We start from the raw sequence: 23,901 nt of genomic DNA, 5'->3' as shown, positions 1-23,901 counted from the left end.
TCCCTCCTCGATCGCGACTCCGAGGGCCCCTTTGGCCGCGAATCCTGCGCCATGGCGGCGGGCAGGGCAAGGGGCGCATTTCTACAAGCGAGGACAAATCAAGCGGATGCTTGCAGTCGGCGGCCTTTTGGTCTGTCTTCGTGCCAATCGAGAAGAACTCGGGTCGAGTCGCGTCAACCACCGAGGGGTGCATCATGGCCGTTTCCGACCACGTCGATTTCAACCAGTTCATGGAAGGCGTGAAGCGCCGCAATCCGCACCAGCCCGAATTCGCCCAAGCCGTGCAGGAGGTGGCCGAAGACATCTTCGATTTCATCGCCGACAAGGAGCAATACCACGAAGCCCAGATTCTGCGCCGGATCGCCGAGCCGGACCGTGTGGTCAGCTTTCGGGTCTGCTGGGAAGACGATGCGGGCAACGTCCGCGTCCAGCGGGGCTGGCGGGTGCAGAACAACAACGCGATCGGTCCCTACAAGGGCGGCATCCGCTTCCACCCGAGCGTGACCGAAAGCGTGCTCAAGTTCCTCGCCTTCGAGCAGACCTTCAAGAACGCCCTCACCGGCCTGCCGATGGGCGGCGGCAAGGGCGGGTCGAATTTCAATCCCAAGGGAAAGAGCGTGCGCGAGATCATGCGCTTCTGCCAGTCGTTCATGACGGAGCTCTACCGCCATATCGGTGCCGACGTCGACGTGCCGGCGGGCGACATCGGCGTAGGCGGGCGCGAGATCGGTTACATGTTCGGCCAGTACAAGCGCATCACCAACCAGTTCACCGGGGTGCTCACGGGCAAGGGGCTCGAATGGGGCGGCTCGCTGATCCGGACCGAAGCGACCGGGTATGGCGCGGTTTACTTCCTCTCCGAGATGTTCGCGACCAAGGGGCAGGACCTCGCGGGGAAGACTGCGGTGATCTCGGGTTCGGGCAACGTGGCGACGCACGCGGCGGAAAAGATCGTCCAGCTCGGCGGCAAGGTGCTGACACTGTCGGATTCGGGCGGCTTCATCCACGATCCCGACGGAATCGACCAAGAGAAGATCGACTGGGTGAAGACCCACAAGACCCACCGCCGGGGCCGGATCGAGGAGTACTGCGACACCTTCAAGAGTGCCACCTTTCACTCCGGCAAGACCCCGTGGGGCGTGCCGTGCGACGTGGCGATGCCCTGCGCGACGCAGAACGAACTGCTGGGCGAGGATGCCAAGACTCTCGTGGCCAACGGCTGCCAGGCGGTGAGCGAAGGCGCCAACATGCCGACCGACCTTGCCGGGGTGCATGTGTTCAAGGACGCCAAGCTGCTCTACGCGCCGGGCAAGGCCTCGAATGCGGGCGGAGTTGCGGTCTCGGGCCTCGAGATGAGCCAGAACTCCGAGCGCCGCGCATGGAAGGAAAGCGAGCTCCAGCAGATGCTTAAGGACATCATGTCGGGCATCCATGGCACGTGCCAGCAATACGGCGACCAGGGCGGTGGCTATATCGACTACGTGAAAGGCGCAAACATCGGCGGTTTCAAGAAAGTCGCCGATGCCATGCTGGCGTTTGGCGTGGTCTGAGGGGGGTGGAACGGCGGTGCCCTAGTGCCCCGCCATCCACGCGATGACTGCGGCGAACAGGCCGATCGCGACCCAGGCGAAAATGCTGAGGACCAGCATCCGCCAGATCGCGCCGAACCGGCCGAGAGCATAAGTCCCACGTAGCTGGCGGTACATGTGGAACGGGGCGTAGAACAGCAGCAGTCCGCCAGTGCTCGCCGCGCCGAAGTAGAACAGCAGGCTGACCACCGCGACGAGCGCGATCATGAAGGTGATCGAGTAAGTCGTGAAGACAGTGTGGTCGTACCCGCGAAAGCGCCGGCTGAACGGGAAGAGCAGCCACACGAACGGCACGCTCAGCGGGATCAGCATCCAGCTGTATTTGTACGCGCTCGTCTGCGCCTTGTAGATGGCAAGTTGGGGGTTCTCGCGCACTTCCGTGATCGCCTTGCCGAGGCTGCTGTCTTTCGGGATCGGGTTGACCGCCATGCCTTCCCCGAAACCGTCCTTGAATTCGCTAGACACAGAGCCGAGCACTTGTCCGAGCGCCTGCTGGTCGTCCTTGAGCGAACTCAGCTGCCCGTCGATCCGGGTGCGCTCCTCGCCGGAGGCGGCGTCGCGGCGCTTCTCGAGTTCGGCGATCCGGGCCTTGTTCGATTCGTACGCTGTCTCGGCCTTGTCGAGCCCGACTGCCGGTTCGACGGAAGCACCGCTGCCGAGCGCGTTGAACAGCGCGAAACTGAGAAACACGACGAACAGGAACAGCGCGATCGGGCTGACATAGCTCGCGCGCTTCCCGTCGATGTATTCGCGGGTGAGCTTGCCGGGCTTCCACACCAGCAGCGGGATCGTGCGCCAGGTCTTGCCCTCGAAGTGGAGCACGCCGTGGAGCAGGTCGTGAAAGAATGCGCTGATGGTGCGGTGGACGTGGCCGCGCTGGCCGCATTCGTGGCAGTGCGGGCCCACAAGCGGGGTGCCACAGTTGAGACACGCGGCCTCATGGGTGTGGCCTTCGGTCGCTTCACCGGCGTTCGGTTCAAGCGCGCGCGCGGTGGCCGTCCCGACCCCCACGTCGCCCAGTCCAGCGGCGATTTCGCCCAGATCCCCCGTCATTGCCGGTGCTATAACCGATGGATCGACGACCGACAAAGAAAAGGCCGCCCCGAAGGACGGCCTTCTCGAAAATCAAAAAGCGACGCGATCAGCCGTCGTAGTCGCCACCGACCGAAGTCTGGCGGGCCGGGGCGGCGGCGGTAATCCGCAGCGCTTCGGCCGACTGGCTGAGGCTGCCGATCTCGTCCGCCTCGTCCTCGTCGTCAGGCAGGATCTTCTGCAGTCCGACCACGACCGATTCGTGCAGGTCCTTGGGACCCACGGTCTCTTCGGCGATCTCGCGCAGGGCGACGACCGGGTTCTTGTCGCGGTCGCGATCGATGGTCAGCTCGCTGCCGCCCGAAATCTCGCGGGCGCGCTGCGCGGCCAACAGGACGAGATCGAAACGGTTGGGGATCTTGTCGACGCAATCTTCGACGGTAACGCGCGCCATCGGGCACTCCGGAAATACGGGTTATCAGGAAAGCGCGCCACCTAGGGTGGACGGCTCGCCAAGTCAAGGAAATGCCACTAGGCACATGGGCGATGGACTATACCGACCCGCCGCCGTTCACCGTCGAAGCGCAGGGGCACACTTTCACATTCCATCCTGCGGGCAAGGATCGGCTTGCCGCCCTGATCGACCTTATCGAGCGGTCCACGCGCTCGATCCGCATGTGCTTCTACATTTTTGCCGAAGACACGAGTGGGGTTCTCGTGCGTGACGCGCTCACCTCGGCGGCGAAGCGCGGTGTGAAAGTTCATCTCATCATCGACGGCTTCGGCGCCGACGCCCGAAAGGAGTTCTTCGCCTCCCTTGTCGCTGCGGGCGGCACTTTCTGCTGCTTCTCGCCGCGGTGGAACCAGCGCTATCTCATTCGCAACCACCAGAAGATCGTCATCATCGACGGGCGCACCGCGATGATCGGCGGCTTCAACGTCGAGGACAGCTATTTTGCCCCGCCCGCGCTCAACGGTTGGAGCGACCTCGGCATCGTGCTCGAAGGGGCGGCGGTCGATGACCTTTCGCGATGGTTCGACCTGATCGACGAATGGACCCGCAGCGATCGCGCGACCTGGCGGCAAATGCGCCGTCTGATCCGCGAATGGCAACCCGGCAACGGATCGGTGCAAGTCCTTATCGGCGGACCGACCCGCGGCCTGTCGAGCTGGGCGCGGTGCGTGCGCAGCGACCTGTCGGGCGCCAAGCGGCTCGACATGATCATGGCCTACTTCTCTCCCGCCAACCGTTCGCTGCGCGCAATCGGCCGCGTTGCCCGGCGCGAAGGCGCGCGGCTCGTGCTGGCGGGCAAGAGCGACAACGGCGCGACCATCGGCGCCACGCGCTCGCTCTACGACTACCTGCTCAAGCGACGGGCGAAGATCTACGAATTCATGGCGTGCAAGCTGCACACAAAGCTGATCGTCGTCGACGACAAGAGCTATTTCGGCAGCGCGAATTTCGACATGCGCAGCCTGTTCCTCAATCTCGAGGTCATGGTCCGCGTCGAGGACAGCGCGCTGGCCGACCGGCTGAGCGAATTCATCGGCCAGCACCTCGAAGCCTCGGACAAGATCACCCCGTCGGAACACAAGAAGCGCGCGGGCCTGCTCAACCGCGTGCGCTGGAACGCCTCGTGGTTTCTCGTCGCGGTGGTCGACTATACCGTCAGCCGGCGGTTGAACCTGGGGCTATAGGAACCCTTTAGTCGTAACCCGAATACGCCCGGCCATCGTCGGCGAGGTCGGAGAAGCGGGTGATGTTGGGCTCGAACTTCAGGCGGACCTTGCCGGTCGAGCCGTGGCGCTGCTTGGCGATGATCAGTTCGGCGAGTCCGTGGACCCGTTCCATTTCGGATGCCCAGGCGTTGTGTGCGTCGTGAACCTTGGCGTCGTCGTCGGCTTGCGGAACCTTCGGTTCGCGGGCGGCGACGTAATAGTCTTCGCGATAGACGAACCAAACCATGTCCGCGTCCTGTTCGATCGAGCCCGATTCGCGCAGGTCCGACAGCATGGGGCGCTTGTCTTCGCGCTGCTCGACAGCACGGCTGAGCTGCGAGAGCGCGATCACTGGCAGCTCGAGTTCTTTCGCGAGGGTCTTGAGGCCGCGGCTGATCTCGGAAATCTCGTTCACGCGGTTGTCATTCGCGCGGCCCGTGCCCTGCAGCAGCTGGAGATAGTCGACAACTATCACCCCGATGTCGTGCTTGCGCTTGAGGCGGCGCGCGCGGGTGCGCAGCGCCGCAATCGTGAGCGCGGGGGTATCGTCGATGTAGAGCGGCAGCTCGGCGAGCTTCTGGCTGGCGAAAGAGAGCTGCTGGAACTCGTCGCGCGATAGCTTGCCCATGCGTAGCGCCGAAGACGAGATGCCGGCGGTCTCCGCCAGGATACGGGTCGCGAGCTGGTCGGCACTCATTTCCAGGCTGAAGAATGCGACCCCGGCGCCGACCGATTCCTTTGCCGCAATCCCGTCGCGGGTGTCGCGCAGCATTCGTTCGGCGCAGTTGAAGGCGATGTTGGTCGCAAGCGAGGTCTTGCCCATGCCCGGGCGCCCGGCGAGGATGACAAGGTCGGAATCGTGCAGGCCGCCGATCTTGTCGTTGATCGAAACGAACCCGGTCGTGGTGCCGGCGATGTGCCCGCCCGAACCGATCGCCTTTTCGATCTGGCGCAGTGCCTTGGTCGTCGCCATGCCGAACGTGGAGGCTTCTGAATTGGTCGCCGCACCTTCGGCCACCTCGAACAGAGCGGCCTCGGCCGCCTCGATCTGTTCCATCGGCGCGACCGAATCGCTGGTGTCGAGCGCGCCTTCGACGAGGTTGCGGCCGACGGTCACCAGTTCGCGCAGCAGCGCGAGGTCGTAGATTTGTTCGGCCAGTTCGCGCGTGGCGAGCAGCCCTTGCGGATCGGCCGTGAGCCGCGCGAGGTAGGTGATCCCGCCCAGTTCCTTCAGCGCCTCGTCAGTCTCGAAATAGGGCTTGAGCGTGACCGGGGTGACCACCGCGTTGCGATCGAGCAGGGTGATCACCCGCTCGAACACGCGCTGGTGGACCGGCTCGAAGAAGTGCTGCGGGCGCAGCGGTGTGGGCAGTTCCTCGAGCACGCGATTGTCGATAAGAACCGCGCCGATGAACGCGGCCTCCGCCTCGATGTTCGCGGGCAGGGCGCGGATCGCGGGCGAATCGCTTGTGGTTTCCGGGCGGAGGAGAAGGTCGGTCGAAGCCATGGGCGCCTCATGCGCGAAGCCGCGATGAGACGGAAGCGGCTTCGGCCAGAGGATCGCGGACAGGCTTGTGGAAACCCTTGCCCCATCCCCTTGGCTTCTGCGAAAGCAGCCCCGCCATGGACGCGCTCAGGGATAGCTGGCGGATCGCGAAGATCGCGCTCGACGAGGACACGATCCTCTGGCGCAGCGCGGACATCGAGCAGGAACGACGAGTCGCGATCTACGACCTGATCGAGGACAACGTGTTCAAGCCGGTGCGCCCGGTCGAGGCGGGACAACAGGGTCCCTACGACCTCCGGCTCGCGGTGCAGGACGGGCGGCTGGTGCTGACGATCGCAGACGAGGGGGGGACTCCCCTCGAAACGCTGATCCTCGGCCTTGCAAGGTTCCGCAGACCGATCCGCGACTACTTCGCGATCTGCGACAGCTATTACCAGGCGATCCGCAAGGCGACCGCTGCGGAAATCGAGACGATCGACATGGCCCGGCGGGCGATCCACAACGATGCCGCCGACCTCCTCCTCGAACGGCTCGAGGGGAAGGTGGAAACCGATCATCCCACCGCACGGCGCTTGTTCACGCTGATCTGCGTGCTCCATATCAAGGGCTGACAGGCAGGGGTCGTGATTCGTGGCGCGTAAGAGGAAATCCATCGGCTGGCGCGCGCGTGCGCTCGGCGCAGGCTTGCTCGTCGCGCTGATCGCAGGTGGGTGGGGTTGGTGGCAGCTGCGCCACTGGACGCCCGATCTCGCTGCCTATCCCGACCAAGGAGCGGAAGTTTCGGCTACCGATGGGCCGGTCCACTTCAAGACGCTGAAAGCGCTCGGCGCGACGTTCGTCTATCTCGATGCCAGCGACGGATCGCGGCGCGATCCCGCGTTCGCCGCCAACCTCGCTGCGGCGCGCGAGGCAGGCTTGCGCGTGGGAGCGGTCCACCGTTTCGATCCATGCGCGATGGCTGACGGCCAATCGGCGAACTTCGTCGTTCTCGTGCCGCGCGGCGGCGACCTGTTGCCCCCCGCGATTGCGCTCGACCGTACGGCCGACGAATGCGCCGGTAACGTCGGCGAGGCGGAGGTCGAGAGCGAACTCATGACGTTCATTAATCAGGTCGAGGCGCATGCGGGGAAGCCCGCGATCCTGCAGGTTTCGAGAGCGTTTGAGGATCGCTATGGCCTTGCCACCCGCATCGAACGCAACCTGTGGACCGTCGGGACCTGGCGCGAGCCGGGCTACACCGGGCGTCCGTGGCTCATGTGGACTGCGAACGAGGGGTTCGCGAGCGATGCGTCCGAAGCGCCGCTGCGCTGGGTCGTGGTGCGGAGCTAACCGCCGGTTATGCCCCGCCGCGTGGTCGGGGGTTTCGCTTGCGCGCACGGCCGGGCTAGGAAGGCGGCATGACCGATGCCGACCTGATCGCCGCTGCACGAGAAGCGGCCGCACAATCCTATTCCCCCTATTCGAACTTCCCCGTGGGCGCGGCGCTGCTGTTCGCCGATGGCTCGCTGGTCACCGGCACCAACATCGAGAACGCGAGCTATGGCCTCGGACTCTGCGCCGAAACGGTCGCGGTCGCGAAGGCGATGGCGGACGGGGTGCGCGGGGGGCTGGTCAAGGTTGCGGTTACGGGGCCGGGCGCGGATGCGATCACGCCCTGCGGGCGTTGTCGACAGGTGCTCAACGAGCTCGCGCAGCTCGGAGGGACCGATCCCGAGGTGCTGTGCGTCGGCCCCGACGAGGTCCGCACGGTCCGCATGAGCGAGCTGCTGCCGCACGCGTTCGGCCCGGCGAGCCTCGCGTGATCGATCGCCGCGGGGCACTCGGCGGGCTAGGTGCGCTCGCAGCCGCGCCGCTCGCCGCAACTGCCGATGCGAAGCCGGTGCGCAAGCCGCCGTTTCTCAACCCCGGCGACACCGTAGGCCTCGTTTCGCCGGCCAGTGCGGTGGGGACCGACGACGGGCTCGACCGGGCCGATTACTGGATCCGGTCGATGGGGCTGGTGCCGAAGTTCGGCTCGCATGCCGGCGATCGCGATGGCTACCTTGCGGGAACCGACGCCAACCGCGCCGCCGATTTCAACGCGATGGTCGCCGACAGCCAGGTGAAGGCGATCTTTGCGGTGCGCGGCGGTTGGGGCGCGGCGCGTATTCTTCCGCTGATCGACTGGAACGCCGTGCGCAGCGACCCCAAGCTATTGATTGGCTACAGCGACGTGACCGCGCTCCACCTTGCCTATGCGAAAGAGGCGGGCTTCGCGACCATCCACGGCGGCAATGCTACGAGCAGCTGGCGTCCGCAGAGCTGGGAGAGCCTGTGGCAGCTCGCCTTTGCCGGTGCGCGCCCCGTTCTTGGCGGCACCGAGGGAGAGGCGGCGACAGGCCGCGCGGGACGCACAATCCACGGTGGCAAAGCGCGCGGGCGGCTGCTCGGCGGCAACATGACGATCGTCTCGACGCTGATGGGCACGCCGTGGATGCCCTCATTCAAGGGCGCGGTGCTGTTCATCGAGGACGTCAACGAAGCCGAATACCGCGTCGACCGGATGTTCCAGCAGCTTCGCCTCGCTGGCGCGCTCGACGGGCTCGCGGGTGTCGTGTTCGGCCAGTGCACGAGCTGCGCCACGACTGCGCCCGACTATGACGGGTTCACGATCGATCAGATCGTCGACCAATACCTCGGACCGCTCGGCATCCCGTCGTTCACCGGCGCCAACGTCGGCCACGTATCGAACCAGCTCAGCCTGCCCTCGGGCGCGGAAGTGGAACTCGACGCCGACGCGCGGACGATCCGGTTGCTCCAGCCGATCGTCGGCTGATCAGCCCGCGTCGTCGTCCAGCCACTCCAGCAGAGCAGCGAGGCATTCGCGGCCGAGCATCTTGCAGCGTTCCGGGCTCCAGCCCTGCGCCGGATCGGGCAGGTCGTCGTTGTCCTTGAACGGCATCTCCAGCGTCATCGCGCAGGCGCTGAAGCGTTCGGCAAGCTGGTTGGTGCTCATGCTGAGGTTGGCGGTTCCGGCAGCCGCGACGGCATAGCCCTTGGCGGTCTGGAAATCGGGCGTGCGGCGGGCTAGGATGCGTTGGTAGCGGTAGTACTTGTCGCCCAGCGCATCGGTCCACGACGGGATGCCCTCGAACCCGGCAAGGAACACCGCGGCGATCGCTTCGTCGCCGTGGACGTCCATTGCGAAATCGACCCCGGTTTCGTCCATCGCGCTGCGGATGGCGAGCACTTCGGGCGACTTTTCGGTCGTCGGCTCGTGCCACTCGCGGTTGAGGTTTACGCCGACCGCGTTGGTGCGCAGGTGCCCGCGGCGGCTGCCGTCCGGATTGGCGTTGGGCACGACGTGGAAGCGGCACTTCTGCCGCAGCGCGCGGGCTACCGGGTCGGCGGGATCGGTCAGGCACTCGAGCGCGCCTTCCATCCACCATTCGGCCATACTCTCGCCCGGATGCTGGCGGGCGTAGAGCCATACCTGGGTGTCGCCGTCGCCCATCGCGAGGCAGTCGATCGGCTGCCCGTCGGTGGTGGTGCCGAGGTGGCGATAGGTCACGCCCTCGCTCGACGCAGCCTCGGCGACGAGGTCGTGGTGGCGTTCCATCGAGTAGGGCGCGAAGTAAGCGAACCAGGCGATGTCGCTGGCGGGAGTATAAGTGATCGTCAACGTGCCGCCGTCGGCCGCCTTGTCGTACGTCGTGTCGGCGCGGCCCCAAAAATCGCGATCTTCCGAAACGCAGGCGCGGTAGCCCGGCCATCCTTGCGGATAGGCCGAAGTCTCGAGGTCGACGATCTTGAGCGTCACTTCACGGCCCGCCGCACCGGTCACGCGAAAGTGGAACCATTGGCGGAATTCGCTCATGTGATCGGCCGGGATCGCCAGGCGCGCGGTGGCGCCGTCGATGCTCAGGACTTCGATGTTGCCGCTGTCGAACTGGCTGTCGATGCGGATGTCGGCGGAGTTGGTTTCGGGTGCAATCATCGCGCCCCGATAGTCGCTCCCGATTCGCCTGGGAAGCCGGAGAAAAGCCGCGCCGCCATTTCGTTGGCGAGCGGGCGCATCTCGGCGTCCTTCGACCGCGTACGCGGGCTCGCTTCGGCGCGGCCTTCCCACGCGTGCGCGCCGCCGGGAGCGAGAATCGTCACAGCCAGCCGGCTGTCGAGCACTTTGCCCGAGCGATTGCCGCCGAGGTTGAAGCCCACACCGACGCCGAGGTCCACACCGCTACGGCGACCGTACCATCCGCCGCCGCCTGAACCGACTCCGACGCCTACACTCACGCCTGAACGAGAGCGGGCCGCTTCAGTGCGGATCACTTCCTGGTCGAGTGAAACTTCCGCAACCCGGGCGGCGTCGGGCACGACAGTGAAACCCTGGCTGGTGAGCGCGGCGGCAACCGCATCGAGCCAGATCTGCGTCTCGAGTGTGCCAACCTCCATCCCGGCGCCCGCACGCACGGCGATGGGGCCGGGCGCGGCCTGCCCGAGCGATTCGGTGGTGTGAAACCGCGTCACGGCAACTTCGGTCGCGCCTGCTGGCGCGGCAAGCGTAAGGCTTGCAAATACGGCAAGCGGCAGGAAAGCCTTGGTCATGGCGGTCTCTTCGAAAATTGCCCCAGTGGTTTCGCGGACTTAGCGCGGATGCCATGGCCAGTCGATGAACGGCGAGGCGGGCAACCGTAGTGGTTTGTTTACCACGATTGGGCTAGGCGCCGCGCATGGTTCCCGCGCTCGATACGTTCGCCACACCCGTCCTCGTGACCGGAGGTGCCGGGTACGTCGGCAGCCATGCCGTGCTTGCGCTGCGCGACGCGGGGTACCCTGTCGCTGTGATCGACAACCTGACGACGGGCTTTCGCTTCGCGGTGCCGGACGACGTCGCATTCTATCAGGGCGACATCGAGGATATGGGCCTTTTGGCGCGCATTTTTGCAGAGCGGGGAACGCGTGCGATCATGCATTTCGCAGGGTCGATCGTGGTGCCGGAATCGGTCGAGGACCCGCTCAAATACTACCACAACAACACCGCCAAGAGCCGCGCATTGATCGATGCGGCGGTGACGGCGGGCGTGCCGCACTTCATCTTTTCGAGCACGGCGGCGACCTACGGTGTGCCCGAGGTCGAGCGGGTCGCCGAAGACTGCCCGCAGGCGCCGATCAACCCCTATGGCTGGTCGAAGCTGATGACCGAACGGATGCTTGCCGACACGACCTTCGCCCATCCGCTGAACTACTGCGCGTTGCGTTATTTCAACGTCGCGGGGGCCGATCCGCAAGGACGCAGCGGCCAGTCGACCGCAGGCGCGACCCACCTGATCAAGGTCGCAGTCGAAGCGGCACTGGGGAAGCGCGAGCACGTCGCTGTGTTCGGCACCGACTACGACACTCCCGACGGGACGGGGGTGCGCGATTACATCCATGTGTCCGACCTTGCCGCGGCGCACGTCCATGCGCTCGAGGCGCTGGTCGCCGAACCGACGCGCTCGCTTCAGTTGAACTGCGGGTACGGGCGCGGATTCTCGGTGATGGAAGTGCTTGATGCGGTCGACCGCGTAACCAACCGGCAGATTGCCCGGAAACTCGAGCCGCGCCGCGCTGGCGATCCGGGCTGCCTCGTCTCGGATAATGCGCGGATCATGGCGACCCTGCCGTGGAAGCCGCAGCATGACGACCTGCAGACCATCGTGCGGCACGCCCTCGCGTGGGAGCAGAAACTCGGCGAACTGCGAGACCCTGACCTGGGTAAGGGGCGGGGTTGACGCGAATCGCCCCTCCGACTAGGGGCGCGGCTTGCTTTTTCCGGCATCGGGGCCAACTCCGGTGCCGTAACTTTTTCAAGGTCCGATCATGAAGATCCGCAACAGCCTCAAGTCCCTCAAGGACCGCCATCGCGACAACCGCGTGATCCGTCGCCGCGGCCGTACCTACGTGATCAACAAGACCAACCGCCGTTTCAAGGCCCGCCAGGGCTGATGATCCGCGCGCCGCGGCTTGGTCGCGGTCGGTCGCACGTTGAAAGCCCCTGCGTTTGCGGGGGCTTTTTGCGTGCCTGATGCGAATGAACCGCTTGAAGCGGTGGTTTTCGATGTCGGCCGTGTTCTCATCGAATGGGATTTGCGTGCACTGTTCGGCAAGTTGATCGCCGACCGCGACGAGCTCGACTGGTTCCTCGCCAACGTCGTGACCGAGGAATGGCATTTTCAGCATGACGCCGGGCGCCCGCTGGCCGAGATGGTGCCCGAACGCAAGGCGCAGTTCCCCGAGCATGCCGACCTGATCGACGCCTACGCCTGCCGCTTTCTCGAGACGATCCCGCGTCCGGTACCCGGCACTGTCTCGCTGGTCGAGCGGCTTGCCGCGCGCGAGGTGCCTCTCTACGCGATCACCAATTTCGGGGCCGACTTCTGGGCCCAGTTCCGCCCCACGTTCCCGCCGCTCGACCATATGCGTGACATCGTGGTCTCCGGCATCGAGCGTATCGCCAAGCCAGACCCGGCGATCTTCGAGCTCGCGGCGCGGCGATTCGGCCATGCGCCCGGCGCGATGCTGTTCGTCGACGACAACGCGGCGAACGTGGCGGCTGCGCGCGACCTCGGGTGGCAGGTCCATCATTTCACACAAGCCGGACCGCTCGAAGCGGACCTCGCGCGTCGCGGCCTGATCTGAACGAAAAAAGGACCCCCGGCGATGCGCCGAGGGTCCATGAGTTCCACCCTGGGGTCGGAGAGGACGGGGGTGGTCGGGAACGGTTACTTGCCGTTGCAGCGCGCCAGTTCTTCGGCCGCGAAGACCTTTTCTCCGGCGGTGAAAGCGGCCAGCGGGCCGACTTCCTTGGCGATCCGCGCACAGACGATCGCCGGGCGGCTGGTTGCTTCGCCCGATACGCAGGCGGTGCCGCTGCACTTCCACACCTGGCCCGACACGATCGGACGAGCATTCGTGGAGTCGGCCGGGGTCGACAGCTCTGCGCGGTAGAACGCGCCGCCGGTCGCGGCCTGCACCGGGGCCGGGGTCACGGCGGTGCCTATGGTGAGTGCAGTCCACGCCAGCGCGGCGAAGACGGCAAGGGACTTGTTCGACGAGGGGAGGGAGAGGGTCATGGTCGCATCCTTTTCGCAAATCACTGGCATATTCGGTTTCGATTCGATACCAGTTGCGAATCACTACCTACATCTCTAGAAAGTAGGTTTCAAGTGGAAACTTAGTTTTTATGTGCATGCTGCCGGTGCGGGGCATATATCGAGATAACGAAGAGAGGATCGCAGATGGGTCACGTGCGCGAATCGCTGAAGGAATTGACGGCCTGCGGCTTGCCCGAGGCGCTCGAGGTCATGGGCGAGCGGTGGAGCTTCATGATCCTCCGCGCCGCGTTCAACGGGCTACACCACTTCGAGGAATTCCTGAGTGAGCTCGGCATCGCCCGCAACATTCTCTCGAACCGCCTCGCCAAGCTGGTCGAGCACGGCATCCTCGACCGCCAGCCCTGCGCCGACGATCGTCGCAGGATCGAATACCGGCTGACAGCCAAGGGCTATGACCTGCTGCCCGCGATGGTCGCGTTACGGCAGTGGGGACAGAAATACGGCGGCGAGTTTCTCGAGAACCCGGTCCTCGTCGATGAGCAGGACCGGTTGCCGATTAGCGAGACCTCGATCCTGTCGCACGATGGGCGGCGGCTTGGGCCGAAGGACCTGCGTTTCGTCTGCCCTCAGGATCTCGGCAAGCGCGAGGACGGCACCGTCGCACAAGCCTCGCCCGGCTTCGACCGCGCGCGCCCCGACAGCCAGCCCAAGATCGCGGCGGTGCGCTGAGCGACAGGCCGCAGCGCACGCCCGACGGCCGCTACATCGTCGTTCGCGGCCGGTTGTGGCGAGCCGCCAATCCTGGACTTCCGCTCCCCGAGCATGACCGCCTGGTGCGCGAACTCATGGCCGCTCGCCGCGCCGTCCGCGACGCCAGCGGCGACGAGGTCGCCACGAGGCAAGCGCGGTCGGCCGTCGATGCCGCAAAGATTGCACTCGGCGAGCGTGGGCCGCCCTGGTGGACCGACGGCACGCCCGATTACAACCGCCATCTGGCGAAGAACACGCCGTATGCTGCGTGGTGGGATAGCGTCAGCCGCGCTTGAGGTCGTAGGTGATGCGGATGCGCACCCACGCTCCGACCATGGAGCGCCCGCCGACTTGCGGTGGGCGGACCTTGAACTGCCATGCCGCGCCGAGCACCGCACGGCCCATCCCGCCATTGTCGGGGTATTCGTCGACGAGTTGGCAATCCTCGACCCGGAAATCGCTGGCGGTGCGGCAGTTGATCAGTGCCCAACCCGGGCCGCTCGCGGTCGAGAGGTAGCCGCGCAATTCTTCGGGGTAGGGTTCGCGGTACCAGCGCGCCGCGTAAAGCGGTTCACCGTTGGGACCGCTGCCAGCGATCCGCTCCGAATCGCCGGGATATCCGCGATTGGCCGGGCCGGCGGGTCCGCTGTCGCCGCGGATGACCGCCTTGATCTTGGGCGGGGAGGGCGGTGCGCTCGTCGGCGCGGGCACGGGCTCGGGCCTGAGCACCGCAGCGGGCGGTGGCGGCACCGGCAGCGGCGGGGTCGGCACCTCGGGGCGGGGGATCGGCTCTGAGCGGGGGAGCGCGGTGGTCTTGGCTTCCTGCTGCGGCTCGATCGGGGAATCGTCGACCTTGGGCTCGGGTGCGAAATCCACCGTGGTCAGCGTGTCGACATTCTCCTTGTTGCCGACGATCCCCTGCCCGAGCGTGAGCAGGAGCAGAAGGAGCCCCACTTCCAGCAGCAGGGCGAAACCGATGCCACCCGCGCGGCGGCGCAGGCCCGGCCAGCGTTCGTCGAACGCCGCCACGCGCGCGCGCGGGCCCGTATCCGGCGGGTCGGCAAGGGCGATCGGGTCGTGGATCATGGAAGGAAGGCGACGGTCTCTGGGGCCGGGAGGGAACGCTGCGCGTCCTTACCGCCCCTCAGCCGCGAACGCCACCTTCGCGGCGGATCAGGCGCGGGGTGCCTGCCTGCGATAGCTCAGCGCCTCGGCCACGTGGACGCGTCCAACCGTTTCGGCGCCCGCGAGGTCGGCGATCGTGCGCGCAACGCGCAGCATCCGGGTATAGCCGCGCGCGGAGAGCCGCATCGCTTCGGCCGCCTGCATCAGCAACTTGCGCCCCGGCTCGTCGGGCGTCGCGAAGCGTTCGAGCGCGGGTCCGTCGAGTTCGGCATTGGTTCGCGCGCCGGTTTCGGCGAAGCGCGCCGTCTGGATGGCCCGCGCGGCGGCGACCCGCGCGGCCACGTCCGCGCTGCCCTCTGCGGGAGGCAGCAGGGCGAGGTCGGCGGCGCTGACGGGATCGACTTCGACGTGGAGGTCGATCCGGTCGAGCATCGGTCCGGAAACCTTGCTCTGGTAATCGGCGGCGCAACGCGGGGCTCTTGAGCAAGCGAGTGCCGGATCGCCGAGATGCCCGCAGCGGCACGGGTTCATCGCCGCGACGAGCTGGACCCGCGCGGGAAACTGCACATGTGCGTTGGCGCGGGCCACGTCGACCTTTCCGATCTCGAGCGGCTGGCGCAGCGAATCGAGCACCGCGCGCTGGAATTCGGGCAGTTCGTCGAGGAACAGCACGCCGAGGTGTGCGAGGCTGACCTCACCCGGTCGGACGCGCAGCCCGCCGCCTGTCAGCGCCGCCATGCTCGCCGAATGATGCGGCGCGCGGAATGGACGGACGCGGCTGATGCGCCCACTTTCCAACGTGCCCGCGACCGAGGCGACCATACTCGTCTCCAGCGCCTCGGCCGGGGTGAGTGGCGGCAGGATACCCGGCAGGCAACTCGCCATCAGCGACTTGCCCGCGCCCGGTGGGCCGACGAGCAGCAAGTTGTGCCCGCCGGCTGCGGCGATCTCGAGCGCGCGTTTGGCTGTCTCCTGGCCTTTCACCTGGCGCAGGTCGGGGCCGAAGCCGGGTTCCTCCACCTCGCCTGGGGCGGGATCGGGCAGGCGCTGGGTGCCCTTGAGGTGGTTGAGCAGCGACACGAGGTCGGGTGCGGCGATCACGGGCACGCCGCTCGCCCAACGCGCTTCAGAGCCCTGCATCGCTGGGCAGATCAGTCCCGTCTCCTGTTCGCTCGCGTGGATCGCGGCGAGGAGCACACCGGGCGAGGGTGCGATGCGTCCGTCGAGCGCCAGTTCGCCCACCGCGATCCAGTCACCGAGCTGTTCGGCATCGGTCACACCCATCGCCGCCAGCAGTGCAAGCGCGATCGGCAGATCGTAGTGGCTGCCTTCCTTTGGCAGGTCGGCGGGCGACAGGTTGATGGTGATCCGCTTGGGCGGCAGCGAGAGGCCCATCGCGGCGAGCGCTGCCTGGACCCGTTCGCGGCTCTCGCCCACCGCCTTGTCGGGAAGACCGACAAGATTGAAGCGCGGCATACCTGCCGCGACCTGGCACTGCACCTCGACGGCACGCGCCTCCAGCCCGAGATAGGCCACCGTCCGGACCAGTGCGACCACGAAACCCCCTGATTAATGAGGGGCTTGTGGCGGCAAACCGCGTCGAAGTCGAGAGGGCGGCGGGCGTGTCGTCAACCGAATTGCAAGTATGTCGCTTTGGCAATCGGCAAGGACCCTGCGGCGATAATACGGCCATGCGCCGCCCCTCCTTCTTCCTTGCCGCCATGCTCGCGGCTGTCGCAGCGCCGGCGGCGGCGCAGACGCGCGCCACGATAACCGTGACCGAATGGGTGGAGGTCGAGGGTGCCGCGCGGTTCGTGCCCGGCATTCCCGACGCGGTCGCGGACGGCGAGGCCTTCGGCCCGTTTCGCGTCGTGAGCGAAGATCGCGCCGCGCTTGTCGACGTGACCGACGCGGCCAGCCCGCGCCAGTTCGAAGCGATGCTGCAGGCGCATCCGGGCATCCGTACGATCCAGATGGTCGAATGCCCCGGCACCGATGACGATACCGCCAACTTGCAGCTTGGACGGATGATCCGGGCGAAGGGGATCGCCACGCACGTCCCGGCGGGCGGTTCGGTCCGCTCGGGCGCGGTCGAACTGTTCCTGGCGGGTTCCACCCGACAGATCGATGACGGCGCGGAATTCGCGGTACACTCATGGCGCGATTCGGACGGCAAGGAGGCGGCAGACTTTTCTGCCGATGCCGCACCCAACCGCGCCTATCTCGAATATTATCGCGACATGGGTCTGGCCCGGCCGCAGGCGTTCTATGCAATGACCAATGCAGTGCCGAACGCCGAGGCGCGCTGGCTCGACGCCGCCGAGATGCGCGGCTGGCTGGGCGCGGGCGCCGCCAGCGAATCCCCGGTCATCGCCTACCTTGACTTGGGGACCGGCTTCCCATAGTTGCGCGCCCCTGACGGCGGCTGCCATGCGGTGGCGGCCCCCATAGCTATTATATTTATCGAGGATCCGATGAAGCGGACTTTCCAGCCCAGCAATCTCGTGCGCGCCCGTCGCCACGGTTTCTTCGCCCGCAAGGCGACCCCCGGCGGCCGCAAGGTCCTGCGCGCCCGTCGCGCCCGCGGTCGCAAGAAGCTCTGCGCGTAATATCTTTATCGAGCGCGCCTCCGCGCGCTCGTCCTCGCTGCTGTTTCCTCGGCCTTGCCTCGGAGCAGCTGCGGACGGCCGTTCGGCCTTGCGGGCTCTCCCACGGGGAGCCCGTTTCCGTTTCTGCAGGGCAACGCCTTTGATTCGGTGTATTAGTCGCCTATATCGCCCGGCATGACGGTTTCGACCATCCAGAAGCGCGTTGATTTTCTCGCGGCGAATCGCGGGATCAGGGTGGCGCGGCCGGGGTTCGTCCTGCTCGCGCAGCCCAATGGCGGGCGCGGCAAGCGGTTCGGCATCACCGTCACCAAGAAAATCGGCAACGCGGTGGTCCGTAACCGGATGAAGCGGCGCTTCCGCGAACTGCTGCGCGCCGCGCTGCCCGATGCGGGCCTGCCCGATCACGATCACGTGCTGATCGGCCGCGACGGGGGGGTGGAGCGCGATTTCGCGAAGCTGGCGGCGGAACTCGCCGAAGCACTATCGCGCGCGGCCGCGGGCAAGGGCGATCCGCCGCGCCGGCGAAAACCGCGATGAAGCAGCTGCTCATCCTCGTGGCGCGGGCGTGGCAGCTCGGCCCCAGTCGCATCCTGCCGCCGTCGTGCCGCTATGCTCCGTCGTGCTCCGCATACGCCATCGAGGCGCTGACGAAGCACGGCGCAATCAAGGGTGGATGGTTTGCCGCGAAGCGTATAATGCGCTGCCACCCCTGGGGTGGGCACGGCTACGACCCGGTGCCCTGACAGACCACCAGCGACGACAACTCGGGATCGATCTTCTTGGACAACCAGCGCAATCTCCTCCTCGCCGTAGTGCTGTGCGGCCTGCTCCTCTTCGGATGGGACGCGGGGATGAACTATCTCTACCCGCAGCCCGACAAACCGGTCGCCGCGCAAGCGACGACGGCTGCCGCGACCTCCGGATCCGGCACCGCGCCGAGGCACACGCGGGAAGGCGGGCTGACCGATCCCGCGGCGATCGCGCTGGAGAAGCGCGACCTCGATACCGTTCTGGCCGCGCCGCAGCGGGTGAAGATCGATGCGCCGGAAATCGCCGGTTCGATCGATCTCGTCGGCGCGCGGATCGACGACCTGACGCTCAAGGCCCACCGCGAGACCGAGAAGAAGGATTCGCCGCCGGTCCGTCTGTTCAGCCCTGCCGGCACGCCCGCGCAGCACTTCGCCCAGTTCGGCTGGGTGGGCGAAGGCGTCGCGGTGCCCGACGCCAAGACCGTGTGGACCGCCACGGGCGGTCCGCTCGCCCCCGGCAAGCCAGTCAAGCTGACCGCGAGCAACGGCCAGGGTCAAGTCTTCACGATCGAGCTGTCGATCGACGACAAGTTCCTGATCACCGCCAAGCAGACGGTCGGCAACGCATCGGGCAGCGCGATCGTGGTGCGCCCGTTCGCGACCGTCAGCCGCACGTCGGCGACCGCCAGCCTCGACCAGTGGACGATGCATTCGGGCCCGATCGGCTACTTCGGCGACGGGGTCGATTTCGGCACCGATTACGACGACGTCGCGACCGCCGGGCGGGTGACTCCAGAGGGCGCCGCGCGCTGGATCGGGTTCACCGACATCTACTGGATGTCCGCGCTGGTCCCGCAGTCGGGTACCGGGGTCGATGCCGATTTCCGCTCGCTCGGCGGCGGTGTGGTCCGCGCCGACACGATCTACGATCCGCTGACCGTTCCGCCGGGCCGCCAGATCTCGCGCACCACCCAGCTGTTTGCCGGTGCCAAGGACGGCCAGGTGCTCGGCGACTACGAGCGCGCGGGCATCACCGGGTTTGACAATGCGATCGACTGGGGCTGGTTCGGGGTGATCGAGAAGCCGATCCTGTGGCTCCTTCGTCAGCTGTACGACCTCGCGCACAACTTCGGCGTGGCGATCATCCTGCTCACGGTCATCGTGCGCGCACTCATGTTCCCGATCGCGCAGAAGCAGTTCGCCAGCATGGCGGCGATGCGCGCGATCCAGCCGAAGATGAAGGCGATCCAGGACCGCTACAAGGACGACAAGCCCAAGCAGCAGCAAGAGATCATGGCGCTCTACAAGAGCGAGGGCGTGAACCCGCTGGCAGGCTGCCTGCCGATCCTGCTGCAAATTCCGATCTTCTACGGCCTCTACAAGGTGCTGATGGTCGGCATCGAGATGCGCCACAAGCCGTTCGCGCTGTGGATCCAGGACCTGTCCGCGCCCGACCCGGCGCACGTGCTCAACCTGTTCGGGCTGCTTCCGTTCACACCGCCCGGCTTCCTCGCGATCGGGCCGCTGGCGATCCTGCTCGGCATCTCGATGTGGGCGACCTTCCGCCTGAACCCGCCTGCCGCCGATCCGATCCAGGCCCAGATGTTCAAGATCATGCCGTGGATCCTGATGTTCGTGATGGCGCCGTTCGCGGCCGGCCTGCTGCTTTACTGGATCACCAACAACCTGCTTACGCTGGCGCAGCAGACCTACCTCTATTCCAAGCACCCGCAACTGCGCGCGCAGGCGGCGAAGGACAAGGAAGACCAGGACCGGGCCAAGTCGCGCGACGCGAAGGCCCCAAAGCGGAATTCAGGGGGGTGACCCAGGAAGAGGCCGCTGCCGCAGCCGAGCTGGAGGAACGCGCCCGCAAGCTTTTGACGGGCCGTATCGAGTTCCTGCTGTCGGCGCCGCAGCTCAAGTTCCTGCCCGAGCCCGAGGTGCCCGAGATCGCGTTCGCGGGCCGTTCGAATGTCGGCAAGAGCTCGCTGCTTAACGCCCTGACCGGGCGCAAGAGCCTCGCGCGGGCCTCGGTCACTCCGGGGCGCACGCAGGAGCTGAATTTCTTCGACGTGGGCGAACCGCTCGCGATGCGGCTGGTGGATATGCCGGGCTACGGCTTCGCCAAGGCGCCCATCAAGGTCGTCGAGCGGTGGAAAATGCTCGTGCGTGATTTCCTGCGCGGGCGGCTGGTGCTCAAGCGCGCGCTGGTGCTGATCGACAGCCGCCACGGCGTGAAGGAGGTCGACCGCGACATGATGAAGCTGCTCGATGAAGCGGCGGTCGGCTATCGCCTCGTCCTGACCAAGACTGACAAGATCAAGGCGAGCGAACTCGCTGCGGTGCTCGCTGCGACCGAGGCCGAGGCACGCAAGCGCACGGCCGCATTCCCGCACGTCCACGCGACCTCGAGCGAGAAGGGCATGGGGATTGCCGAATTGCGAGCTGCCGTGCTCGCCGACGCGGAGAGCTGAGGGCAGGGTCTATTGCTGCGGGCGGCACGCACGGCGCCGCCCGCAGCAATAGTGCTCCTGGCTAGAATTCCCCGGCGATTCCGACACGGGCGGCGCTGCTGCTGCCCGCGCGGGTGAACCCGAAGCTGACCGCCATCGGCTCCTCGGTGCCGAGGCGGTACATCATCGATCCACCTGCGGCTGCCTGTCCGCCGTACGTCGCCCCGTTCAGCGAGTAGCTGATCCGTCCGGGCGCGGAAGGAAAGTGCGCCGGTGCCATGGCCACGGTGGCGGCGATGGCTTGTCGGAAGTTGGTTTCGAGCCGCTGCATCTGCGACTGGACGATGCTCATCCGGCCGAGGATTGCCATGTCCATCATCGTCGACACACCGGGTGCCATGGAGGAGGTCGCCGGGGCGCGGCCGAGCACGCCGTTGGCGTCGATCGTGACCATCTGCACCGGACCGGATTGAGCCGCGGTGGACGAAGCGATGTCCCCAACGCGTACCGACGTGCCGGCGCCCCCCAGCGCCACCTGGTTGGGCGCGGTCGCGATCGCCTGGTAACCGATCGCAGTCGCGTTCTCGAAGTTCGCCAGGGCGGCATAGCCGACCGCAGTGGTGTTGTAGTGCCCCACTTGCGAGAATGCGCCGATGGCCACGCCGTAGGTCGCCGAGCCGGTGGCGGTAGCATCGAGGCCGATCGCCGCCGAACCGTAGCCGAACGCTTCGGACCGTTCGCCGACTGCGGTTGCCTTGTCGGTGGTCGCACGCGAGGAAGAGCCCACCGCGGTCGACTTGTACCCGCTTGCGCCGGCCTGGAAACCGTAGGCGCTGCCCTGTTCGGCATTGGCGAACGACGCAGCGCCGGCCGACGAACTGAACAGTCCGGTTGCCTGGACCCCGGCCCCGAGCGCCATCGCGCCGCTCTGGTTGGCGATCGCGTCCGCGCCCAGGGCCATCGCGTTCTGTGCGGTCGCCTGTGCGCCGAGCGTGTCTCCGTCAGTCGAATCGCTACCGATCGCAATCGAACCCTGAAGTGTCGCGTTCGAGAACGAACCGATGGCAATCGAATTGAAGCCAACTGCGTTCGCGGTGTATCCAACCGCCAGGCTGCTCGCCGCACCGGCAGTCGCGCTGCCCCCGATGGCGGTGCTGATTACGTTGATCGCCTTCGCGTTCAATCCAACTGCAGTTGCGACGCTATTGTTCGCAATCGAGTTCGTGCCCACCGCTGTCGAACCAATGCCACTGGCCGCGGCATTGTAACCGCTCGCGAGGGCACCGCCGTTCGAAGCATTGGCGAAACCGCCCAGTGCGGTTGAGTTCTGGGCGGACGCCGTCGCGTCTCCACCGAAAGCCGAACTGGACAAACCAGTGGCCGCGCTACCTGAACCCACAGCAACCGCGGATTCGCTGTTGGCCAAAGCCTCCACTCCGATTGCGACTGCATCTTCTCCAGAGGCGACGGTCAGCGCACCAAGGGCGGTCGCACCGATCGTTGTCGCCTTCGCATCGGTACCGACCGCAGTGGTGCCCAAGGCCGAGGCGACCGCACCGACTGAATCCTCGTCGTAAGTCGAATCCGCGCCGATCGCGATCGAGTAGTCGCCCGTTGCACTCGCTGCTGCGCCAACGGCCACCGAACTGGCGCTTGCTGTGGCAGTAGCCCCACATGCAACGCCGTTGCCCGTTCCCGTCGCCCCGCCGTCGGTGTCGGCAGCGTCGGATGTCCCATTATCGTTGGTATCCAAGAGACACTCTGCCGCATTTGCCGATGGCGTGGTGGCAAGACTGGCGCATATCGATGCTGCCAAAGCAAGCGCTGCGTACGAAACCGAGTTAAGGGGAGATGTGGACATACAATTACTCCTGGTCATGACGAGATATGCCGGAGAATTGCATTCAATTGCGCCGACAGCTCTCAAAGTTGCAGCGCACCGAAGCCTTTCGGTCCGCTGCTTTCGGCATTTGCGCCGTGTCGGACATCCCAGGTTCAGTCAGTTATTACCTAGTTTGAGTGACTTGCCGAGAAAAATCCGCATCGGCGACGTCTAAAGCGGAGATAATTCTTCCTACATTCAGGTCGCGAACAACCTGTCGAGGCTGGCGAACGCCTTCATTTCGATCGCGTTGCCGCTGGGGTCCCGGAAGAACATCGTCTTCTGCTCACCCGGCTCCCCGGCAAAACGAGTGTAGGGCGGGATCGCAAATTCGGTGCCCGCTGCCGTCATCCTGTCCGCGAGCGCGTCGAACGCCTCGAGCGTGAGCACGACGCCGAAGTGCGGCACCGGCACTCCGTGTCCATCCACATGATTTACGGCCGCATCCGTTCGCTCGCGATCCGGCGCCAAGTGAGCGACGATCTGGTGACCATAAAGGTCGAAGTCGATCCACTGCTCGCTGCTGCGCCCCTCGGGGCAGCCCAGTACGCCGCCGTAGAATGCGCGCGCCTCGGCTAGGTTGCGAACCGGGAAGGCGAGGTGAAACGGACGCAGGCTCATGTGCGATTGATTAGCGCAGTTGTGGACGCAGGCAAGCCGTTCAGCCTCGACACTGTCACGATGAACGCCTAGGGCCCGCCGCGGGTGGGCAACAGGGCAGTATCGTGAAGCTGATCGTCGGTAACAGGAACTATTCGAGCTGGTCGCTGCGCGGCTGGCTGGCGGCCAAGCAGTCCGGCCTTGCGTTCGAGGAACTCACCGTCGCGCTTTACGGCGACGAGTGGGACGAGGTGAAGCGCGCGATGGGCGAGATCCAGCCATCGAGCGGCAAGGTGCCGATCCTGTGGGACGGCGAAACGGTGATCTGGGACAGTCTCGCGATCCTCGAATACCTTTCCGACAAGGTCGGCCGCGAACGCTTCTGGCCCAAGGACGACGCGCCGCGCGGGATGGCCCGCGCGATGGTCGCCGAAATGCACTCCAGCTACCTCCCGCTGCGGCGCGAATGCCCGATGAACGTGCGCATGCGTCATGAGGGGGTGATGATCAGCGACGATGCCAAGGCCAACATCGTGCGCATCCTCCAGCTCTGGGCCGAGGCTCGTGCTCGCTTCGGCCGCTCGGGCCCTTTCCTGTTCGGCACGTTCGGTGCGGCGGACATCTTCTACGCTCCCGTCGTCAGCCGTTTCGTTACCTACGGCATCGGAGTGCCGGGTTTTGCCCAGGCCTACATGGAAGCGGTCTGGGATCACGAATGGATGCAGGCGTGGATCAAGGCATCCGAGGACGAACAATGGGTCATCGAACAATTCGACGCCGTGCCCAGTACCTGATCGCGGGCTTGCTTGC

At 66.1% G+C, this 23,901-nt stretch carries 28 protein-coding genes; 18 read left to right on the top strand and 10 right to left on the bottom strand.

The window, feature by feature from the left end; translation table 11 throughout:
* Positions 1-194: 194 nt before the first annotated feature.
* Positions 195-1,550, top strand: a complete 1,356-nt coding sequence (gene gdhA, locus ACWPMX_RS09645) for an NADP-specific glutamate dehydrogenase (protein WP_455699806.1) — start codon at positions 195-197, stop codon at positions 1,548-1,550.
* Positions 1,551-1,571: 21 nt separating this feature from the next.
* Here the strand turns inward: gdhA and ACWPMX_RS09640 are convergent, their stop codons facing one another.
* A complete protein-coding gene (locus ACWPMX_RS09640; RefSeq protein WP_455699805.1) occupies positions 1,572-2,642 on the bottom strand; it encodes a DUF3667 domain-containing protein in 1,071 nt (356 codons plus the stop codon).
* Positions 2,643-2,730: 88 nt separating this feature from the next.
* A complete protein-coding gene (rpoZ, locus tag ACWPMX_RS09635) occupies positions 2,731-3,075 on the bottom strand; it encodes a DNA-directed RNA polymerase subunit omega (protein ID WP_455699804.1) in 345 nt (114 codons plus the stop codon).
* Positions 3,076-3,167: 92 nt separating this feature from the next.
* Between rpoZ and ACWPMX_RS09630 the strand changes: the two genes are divergently transcribed.
* Entirely contained in the window at positions 3,168-4,319 is a 1,152-nt protein-coding gene (locus tag ACWPMX_RS09630) for a phospholipase D-like domain-containing protein (RefSeq protein ID WP_455699803.1), read from the top strand.
* 7 nt (positions 4,320-4,326) lie between these two features.
* On the opposite strand, the gene ACWPMX_RS09625 is transcribed toward ACWPMX_RS09630, so the two are convergent.
* A complete protein-coding gene (locus tag ACWPMX_RS09625; RefSeq protein ID WP_455699802.1) occupies positions 4,327-5,847 on the bottom strand; it encodes a replicative DNA helicase in 1,521 nt (506 codons plus the stop codon).
* A 116-nt stretch (positions 5,848-5,963) separates the two neighbouring features.
* Here ACWPMX_RS09625 and ACWPMX_RS09620 point away from each other — a divergent pair, with 116 nt between their 5' ends.
* The 4 genes from ACWPMX_RS09620 (at position 5,964) to ACWPMX_RS09605 (ending at position 8,662) form a co-directional block, all read left to right on the top strand.
* The gene (locus ACWPMX_RS09620; RefSeq protein ID WP_455699801.1) at positions 5,964-6,458 is read left to right on the top strand and encodes a UPF0262 family protein; all 495 of its coding nucleotides are present in this window, start codon (positions 5,964-5,966) and stop codon (positions 6,456-6,458) included.
* A 19-nt stretch (positions 6,459-6,477) separates the two neighbouring features.
* Entirely contained in the window at positions 6,478-7,176 is a 699-nt protein-coding gene (locus tag ACWPMX_RS09615; protein ID WP_455699800.1) for a glycoside hydrolase family 25 protein, read from the top strand.
* A gap of 68 nt (positions 7,177-7,244) precedes the next feature.
* Entirely contained in the window at positions 7,245-7,649 is a 405-nt protein-coding gene (gene cdd, locus ACWPMX_RS09610) for a cytidine deaminase (protein ID WP_455699799.1), read from the top strand.
* Entirely contained in the window at positions 7,646-8,662 is a 1,017-nt protein-coding gene (locus ACWPMX_RS09605) for a S66 peptidase family protein (protein ID WP_455699798.1), read from the top strand. The genes cdd and ACWPMX_RS09605 overlap by 4 nt, the downstream gene beginning before the upstream one ends.
* Here the strand turns inward: ACWPMX_RS09605 and ACWPMX_RS09600 are convergent, their stop codons facing one another.
* Both ACWPMX_RS09600 and ACWPMX_RS09595 read right to left on the bottom strand, forming a co-directional pair.
* Positions 8,663-9,823, bottom strand: a complete 1,161-nt coding sequence (locus ACWPMX_RS09600; RefSeq protein ID WP_455699797.1) for a M14 family metallopeptidase — start codon at positions 9,821-9,823, stop codon at positions 8,663-8,665.
* Complete coding sequence (locus tag ACWPMX_RS09595; RefSeq protein ID WP_455699796.1) at positions 9,820-10,434, bottom strand: hypothetical protein; 615 nt, start codon at positions 10,432-10,434, stop codon at positions 9,820-9,822. Before ACWPMX_RS09595 ends, ACWPMX_RS09600 begins: the two co-directional genes overlap by 4 nt.
* Before the next feature lie 125 nt (positions 10,435-10,559).
* Between ACWPMX_RS09595 and galE the strand changes: the two genes are divergently transcribed.
* From galE to ACWPMX_RS09580, 3 genes are all read left to right on the top strand, one after another.
* The gene (gene galE, locus ACWPMX_RS09590; protein ID WP_455699795.1) at positions 10,560-11,600 is read left to right on the top strand and encodes a UDP-glucose 4-epimerase GalE; all 1,041 of its coding nucleotides are present in this window, start codon (positions 10,560-10,562) and stop codon (positions 11,598-11,600) included.
* Between the two features lie 88 nt (positions 11,601-11,688).
* Positions 11,689-11,814: a type B 50S ribosomal protein L36 gene (gene ykgO, locus ACWPMX_RS09585; RefSeq protein ID WP_003046794.1), complete on the top strand. Its 126-nt coding sequence runs from the start codon at positions 11,689-11,691 to the stop codon at positions 11,812-11,814.
* A 72-nt stretch (positions 11,815-11,886) separates the two neighbouring features.
* Positions 11,887-12,507 (top strand): HAD-IA family hydrolase, encoded by a 621-nt coding sequence (locus tag ACWPMX_RS09580; RefSeq protein ID WP_455699794.1) that lies wholly within the window; start codon positions 11,887-11,889, stop codon positions 12,505-12,507.
* 83 nt (positions 12,508-12,590) lie between these two features.
* Here the strand turns inward: ACWPMX_RS09580 and ACWPMX_RS09575 are convergent, their stop codons facing one another.
* Positions 12,591-12,941: a CC_3452 family protein gene (locus ACWPMX_RS09575; RefSeq protein WP_455699793.1), complete on the bottom strand. Its 351-nt coding sequence runs from the start codon at positions 12,939-12,941 to the stop codon at positions 12,591-12,593.
* Between the two features lie 165 nt (positions 12,942-13,106).
* On the opposite strand from ACWPMX_RS09575, the gene ACWPMX_RS09570 reads away from it, so the two are divergent.
* Together ACWPMX_RS09570 and ACWPMX_RS09565 are read left to right on the top strand one after the other, a co-directional pair.
* Positions 13,107-13,652 (top strand): winged helix-turn-helix transcriptional regulator, encoded by a 546-nt coding sequence (locus ACWPMX_RS09570; protein ID WP_455699792.1) that lies wholly within the window; start codon positions 13,107-13,109, stop codon positions 13,650-13,652.
* Between the two features lie 104 nt (positions 13,653-13,756).
* Positions 13,757-13,969 carry a hypothetical protein gene (locus ACWPMX_RS09565; RefSeq protein WP_455699791.1) on the top strand — a complete coding sequence of 71 codons (213 nt, stop codon included), beginning with the start codon at positions 13,757-13,759 and terminating at the stop codon, positions 13,967-13,969.
* Here ACWPMX_RS09565 and ACWPMX_RS09560 read toward each other — a convergent pair.
* A complete protein-coding gene (locus ACWPMX_RS09560; RefSeq protein WP_455699790.1) occupies positions 13,956-14,759 on the bottom strand; it encodes a hypothetical protein in 804 nt (267 codons plus the stop codon). The genes ACWPMX_RS09565 and ACWPMX_RS09560 overlap by 14 nt on opposite strands.
* 87 nt (positions 14,760-14,846) lie before the next feature.
* Positions 14,847-16,355 (bottom strand): YifB family Mg chelatase-like AAA ATPase, encoded by a 1,509-nt coding sequence (locus ACWPMX_RS09555; RefSeq protein WP_455699789.1) that lies wholly within the window; start codon positions 16,353-16,355, stop codon positions 14,847-14,849.
* A gap of 134 nt (positions 16,356-16,489) precedes the next feature.
* Here ACWPMX_RS09555 and ACWPMX_RS09550 point away from each other — a divergent pair, with 134 nt between their 5' ends.
* The 6 genes from ACWPMX_RS09550 (at position 16,490) to yihA (ending at position 20,630) form a co-directional block, all read left to right on the top strand.
* Positions 16,490-17,203, top strand: a complete 714-nt coding sequence (locus ACWPMX_RS09550; protein ID WP_455699788.1) for an alpha/beta hydrolase — start codon at positions 16,490-16,492, stop codon at positions 17,201-17,203.
* A 69-nt stretch (positions 17,204-17,272) separates the two neighbouring features.
* Positions 17,273-17,407 carry a 50S ribosomal protein L34 gene (rpmH, locus tag ACWPMX_RS09545; protein ID WP_057884309.1) on the top strand — a complete coding sequence of 45 codons (135 nt, stop codon included), beginning with the start codon at positions 17,273-17,275 and terminating at the stop codon, positions 17,405-17,407.
* A gap of 174 nt (positions 17,408-17,581) precedes the next feature.
* Entirely contained in the window at positions 17,582-17,944 is a 363-nt protein-coding gene (gene rnpA, locus ACWPMX_RS09540; protein ID WP_455699787.1) for a ribonuclease P protein component, read from the top strand.
* On the top strand, positions 17,941-18,150 hold the full coding sequence (gene yidD, locus ACWPMX_RS09535; protein WP_455699786.1) for a membrane protein insertion efficiency factor YidD: 210 nt from the start codon (positions 17,941-17,943) through the stop codon (positions 18,148-18,150). The genes rnpA and yidD overlap by 4 nt, the downstream gene beginning before the upstream one ends.
* Before the next feature lie 36 nt (positions 18,151-18,186).
* Positions 18,187-19,980, top strand: a complete 1,794-nt coding sequence (yidC, locus tag ACWPMX_RS09530) for a membrane protein insertase YidC (RefSeq protein WP_455699785.1) — start codon at positions 18,187-18,189, stop codon at positions 19,978-19,980.
* Entirely contained in the window at positions 19,977-20,630 is a 654-nt protein-coding gene (gene yihA, locus ACWPMX_RS09525) for a ribosome biogenesis GTP-binding protein YihA/YsxC (RefSeq protein ID WP_455699784.1), read from the top strand. Before yidC ends, yihA begins: the two co-directional genes overlap by 4 nt.
* 61 nt (positions 20,631-20,691) lie before the next feature.
* On the opposite strand, the gene ACWPMX_RS09520 is transcribed toward yihA, so the two are convergent.
* Both ACWPMX_RS09520 and ACWPMX_RS09515 read right to left on the bottom strand, forming a co-directional pair.
* Positions 20,692-22,251, bottom strand: coding sequence for a hypothetical protein (locus tag ACWPMX_RS09520; protein WP_455699783.1), 1,560 nt, complete (start codon positions 22,249-22,251; stop codon positions 20,692-20,694).
* A 438-nt stretch (positions 22,252-22,689) separates the two neighbouring features.
* On the bottom strand, positions 22,690-23,112 hold the full coding sequence (locus ACWPMX_RS09515; RefSeq protein WP_455699782.1) for a VOC family protein: 423 nt from the start codon (positions 23,110-23,112) through the stop codon (positions 22,690-22,692).
* 104 nt (positions 23,113-23,216) lie between these two features.
* On the opposite strand from ACWPMX_RS09515, the gene ACWPMX_RS09510 reads away from it, so the two are divergent.
* Entirely contained in the window at positions 23,217-23,885 is a 669-nt protein-coding gene (locus ACWPMX_RS09510) for a glutathione S-transferase family protein (RefSeq protein WP_455699781.1), read from the top strand.
* Positions 23,886-23,901 lie beyond the last annotated feature (16 nt).

This window comes from Tsuneonella sp. HG094 (assembly GCF_053819285.1).
This window is presented reverse-complemented; position numbering and strand designations above follow the sequence as displayed.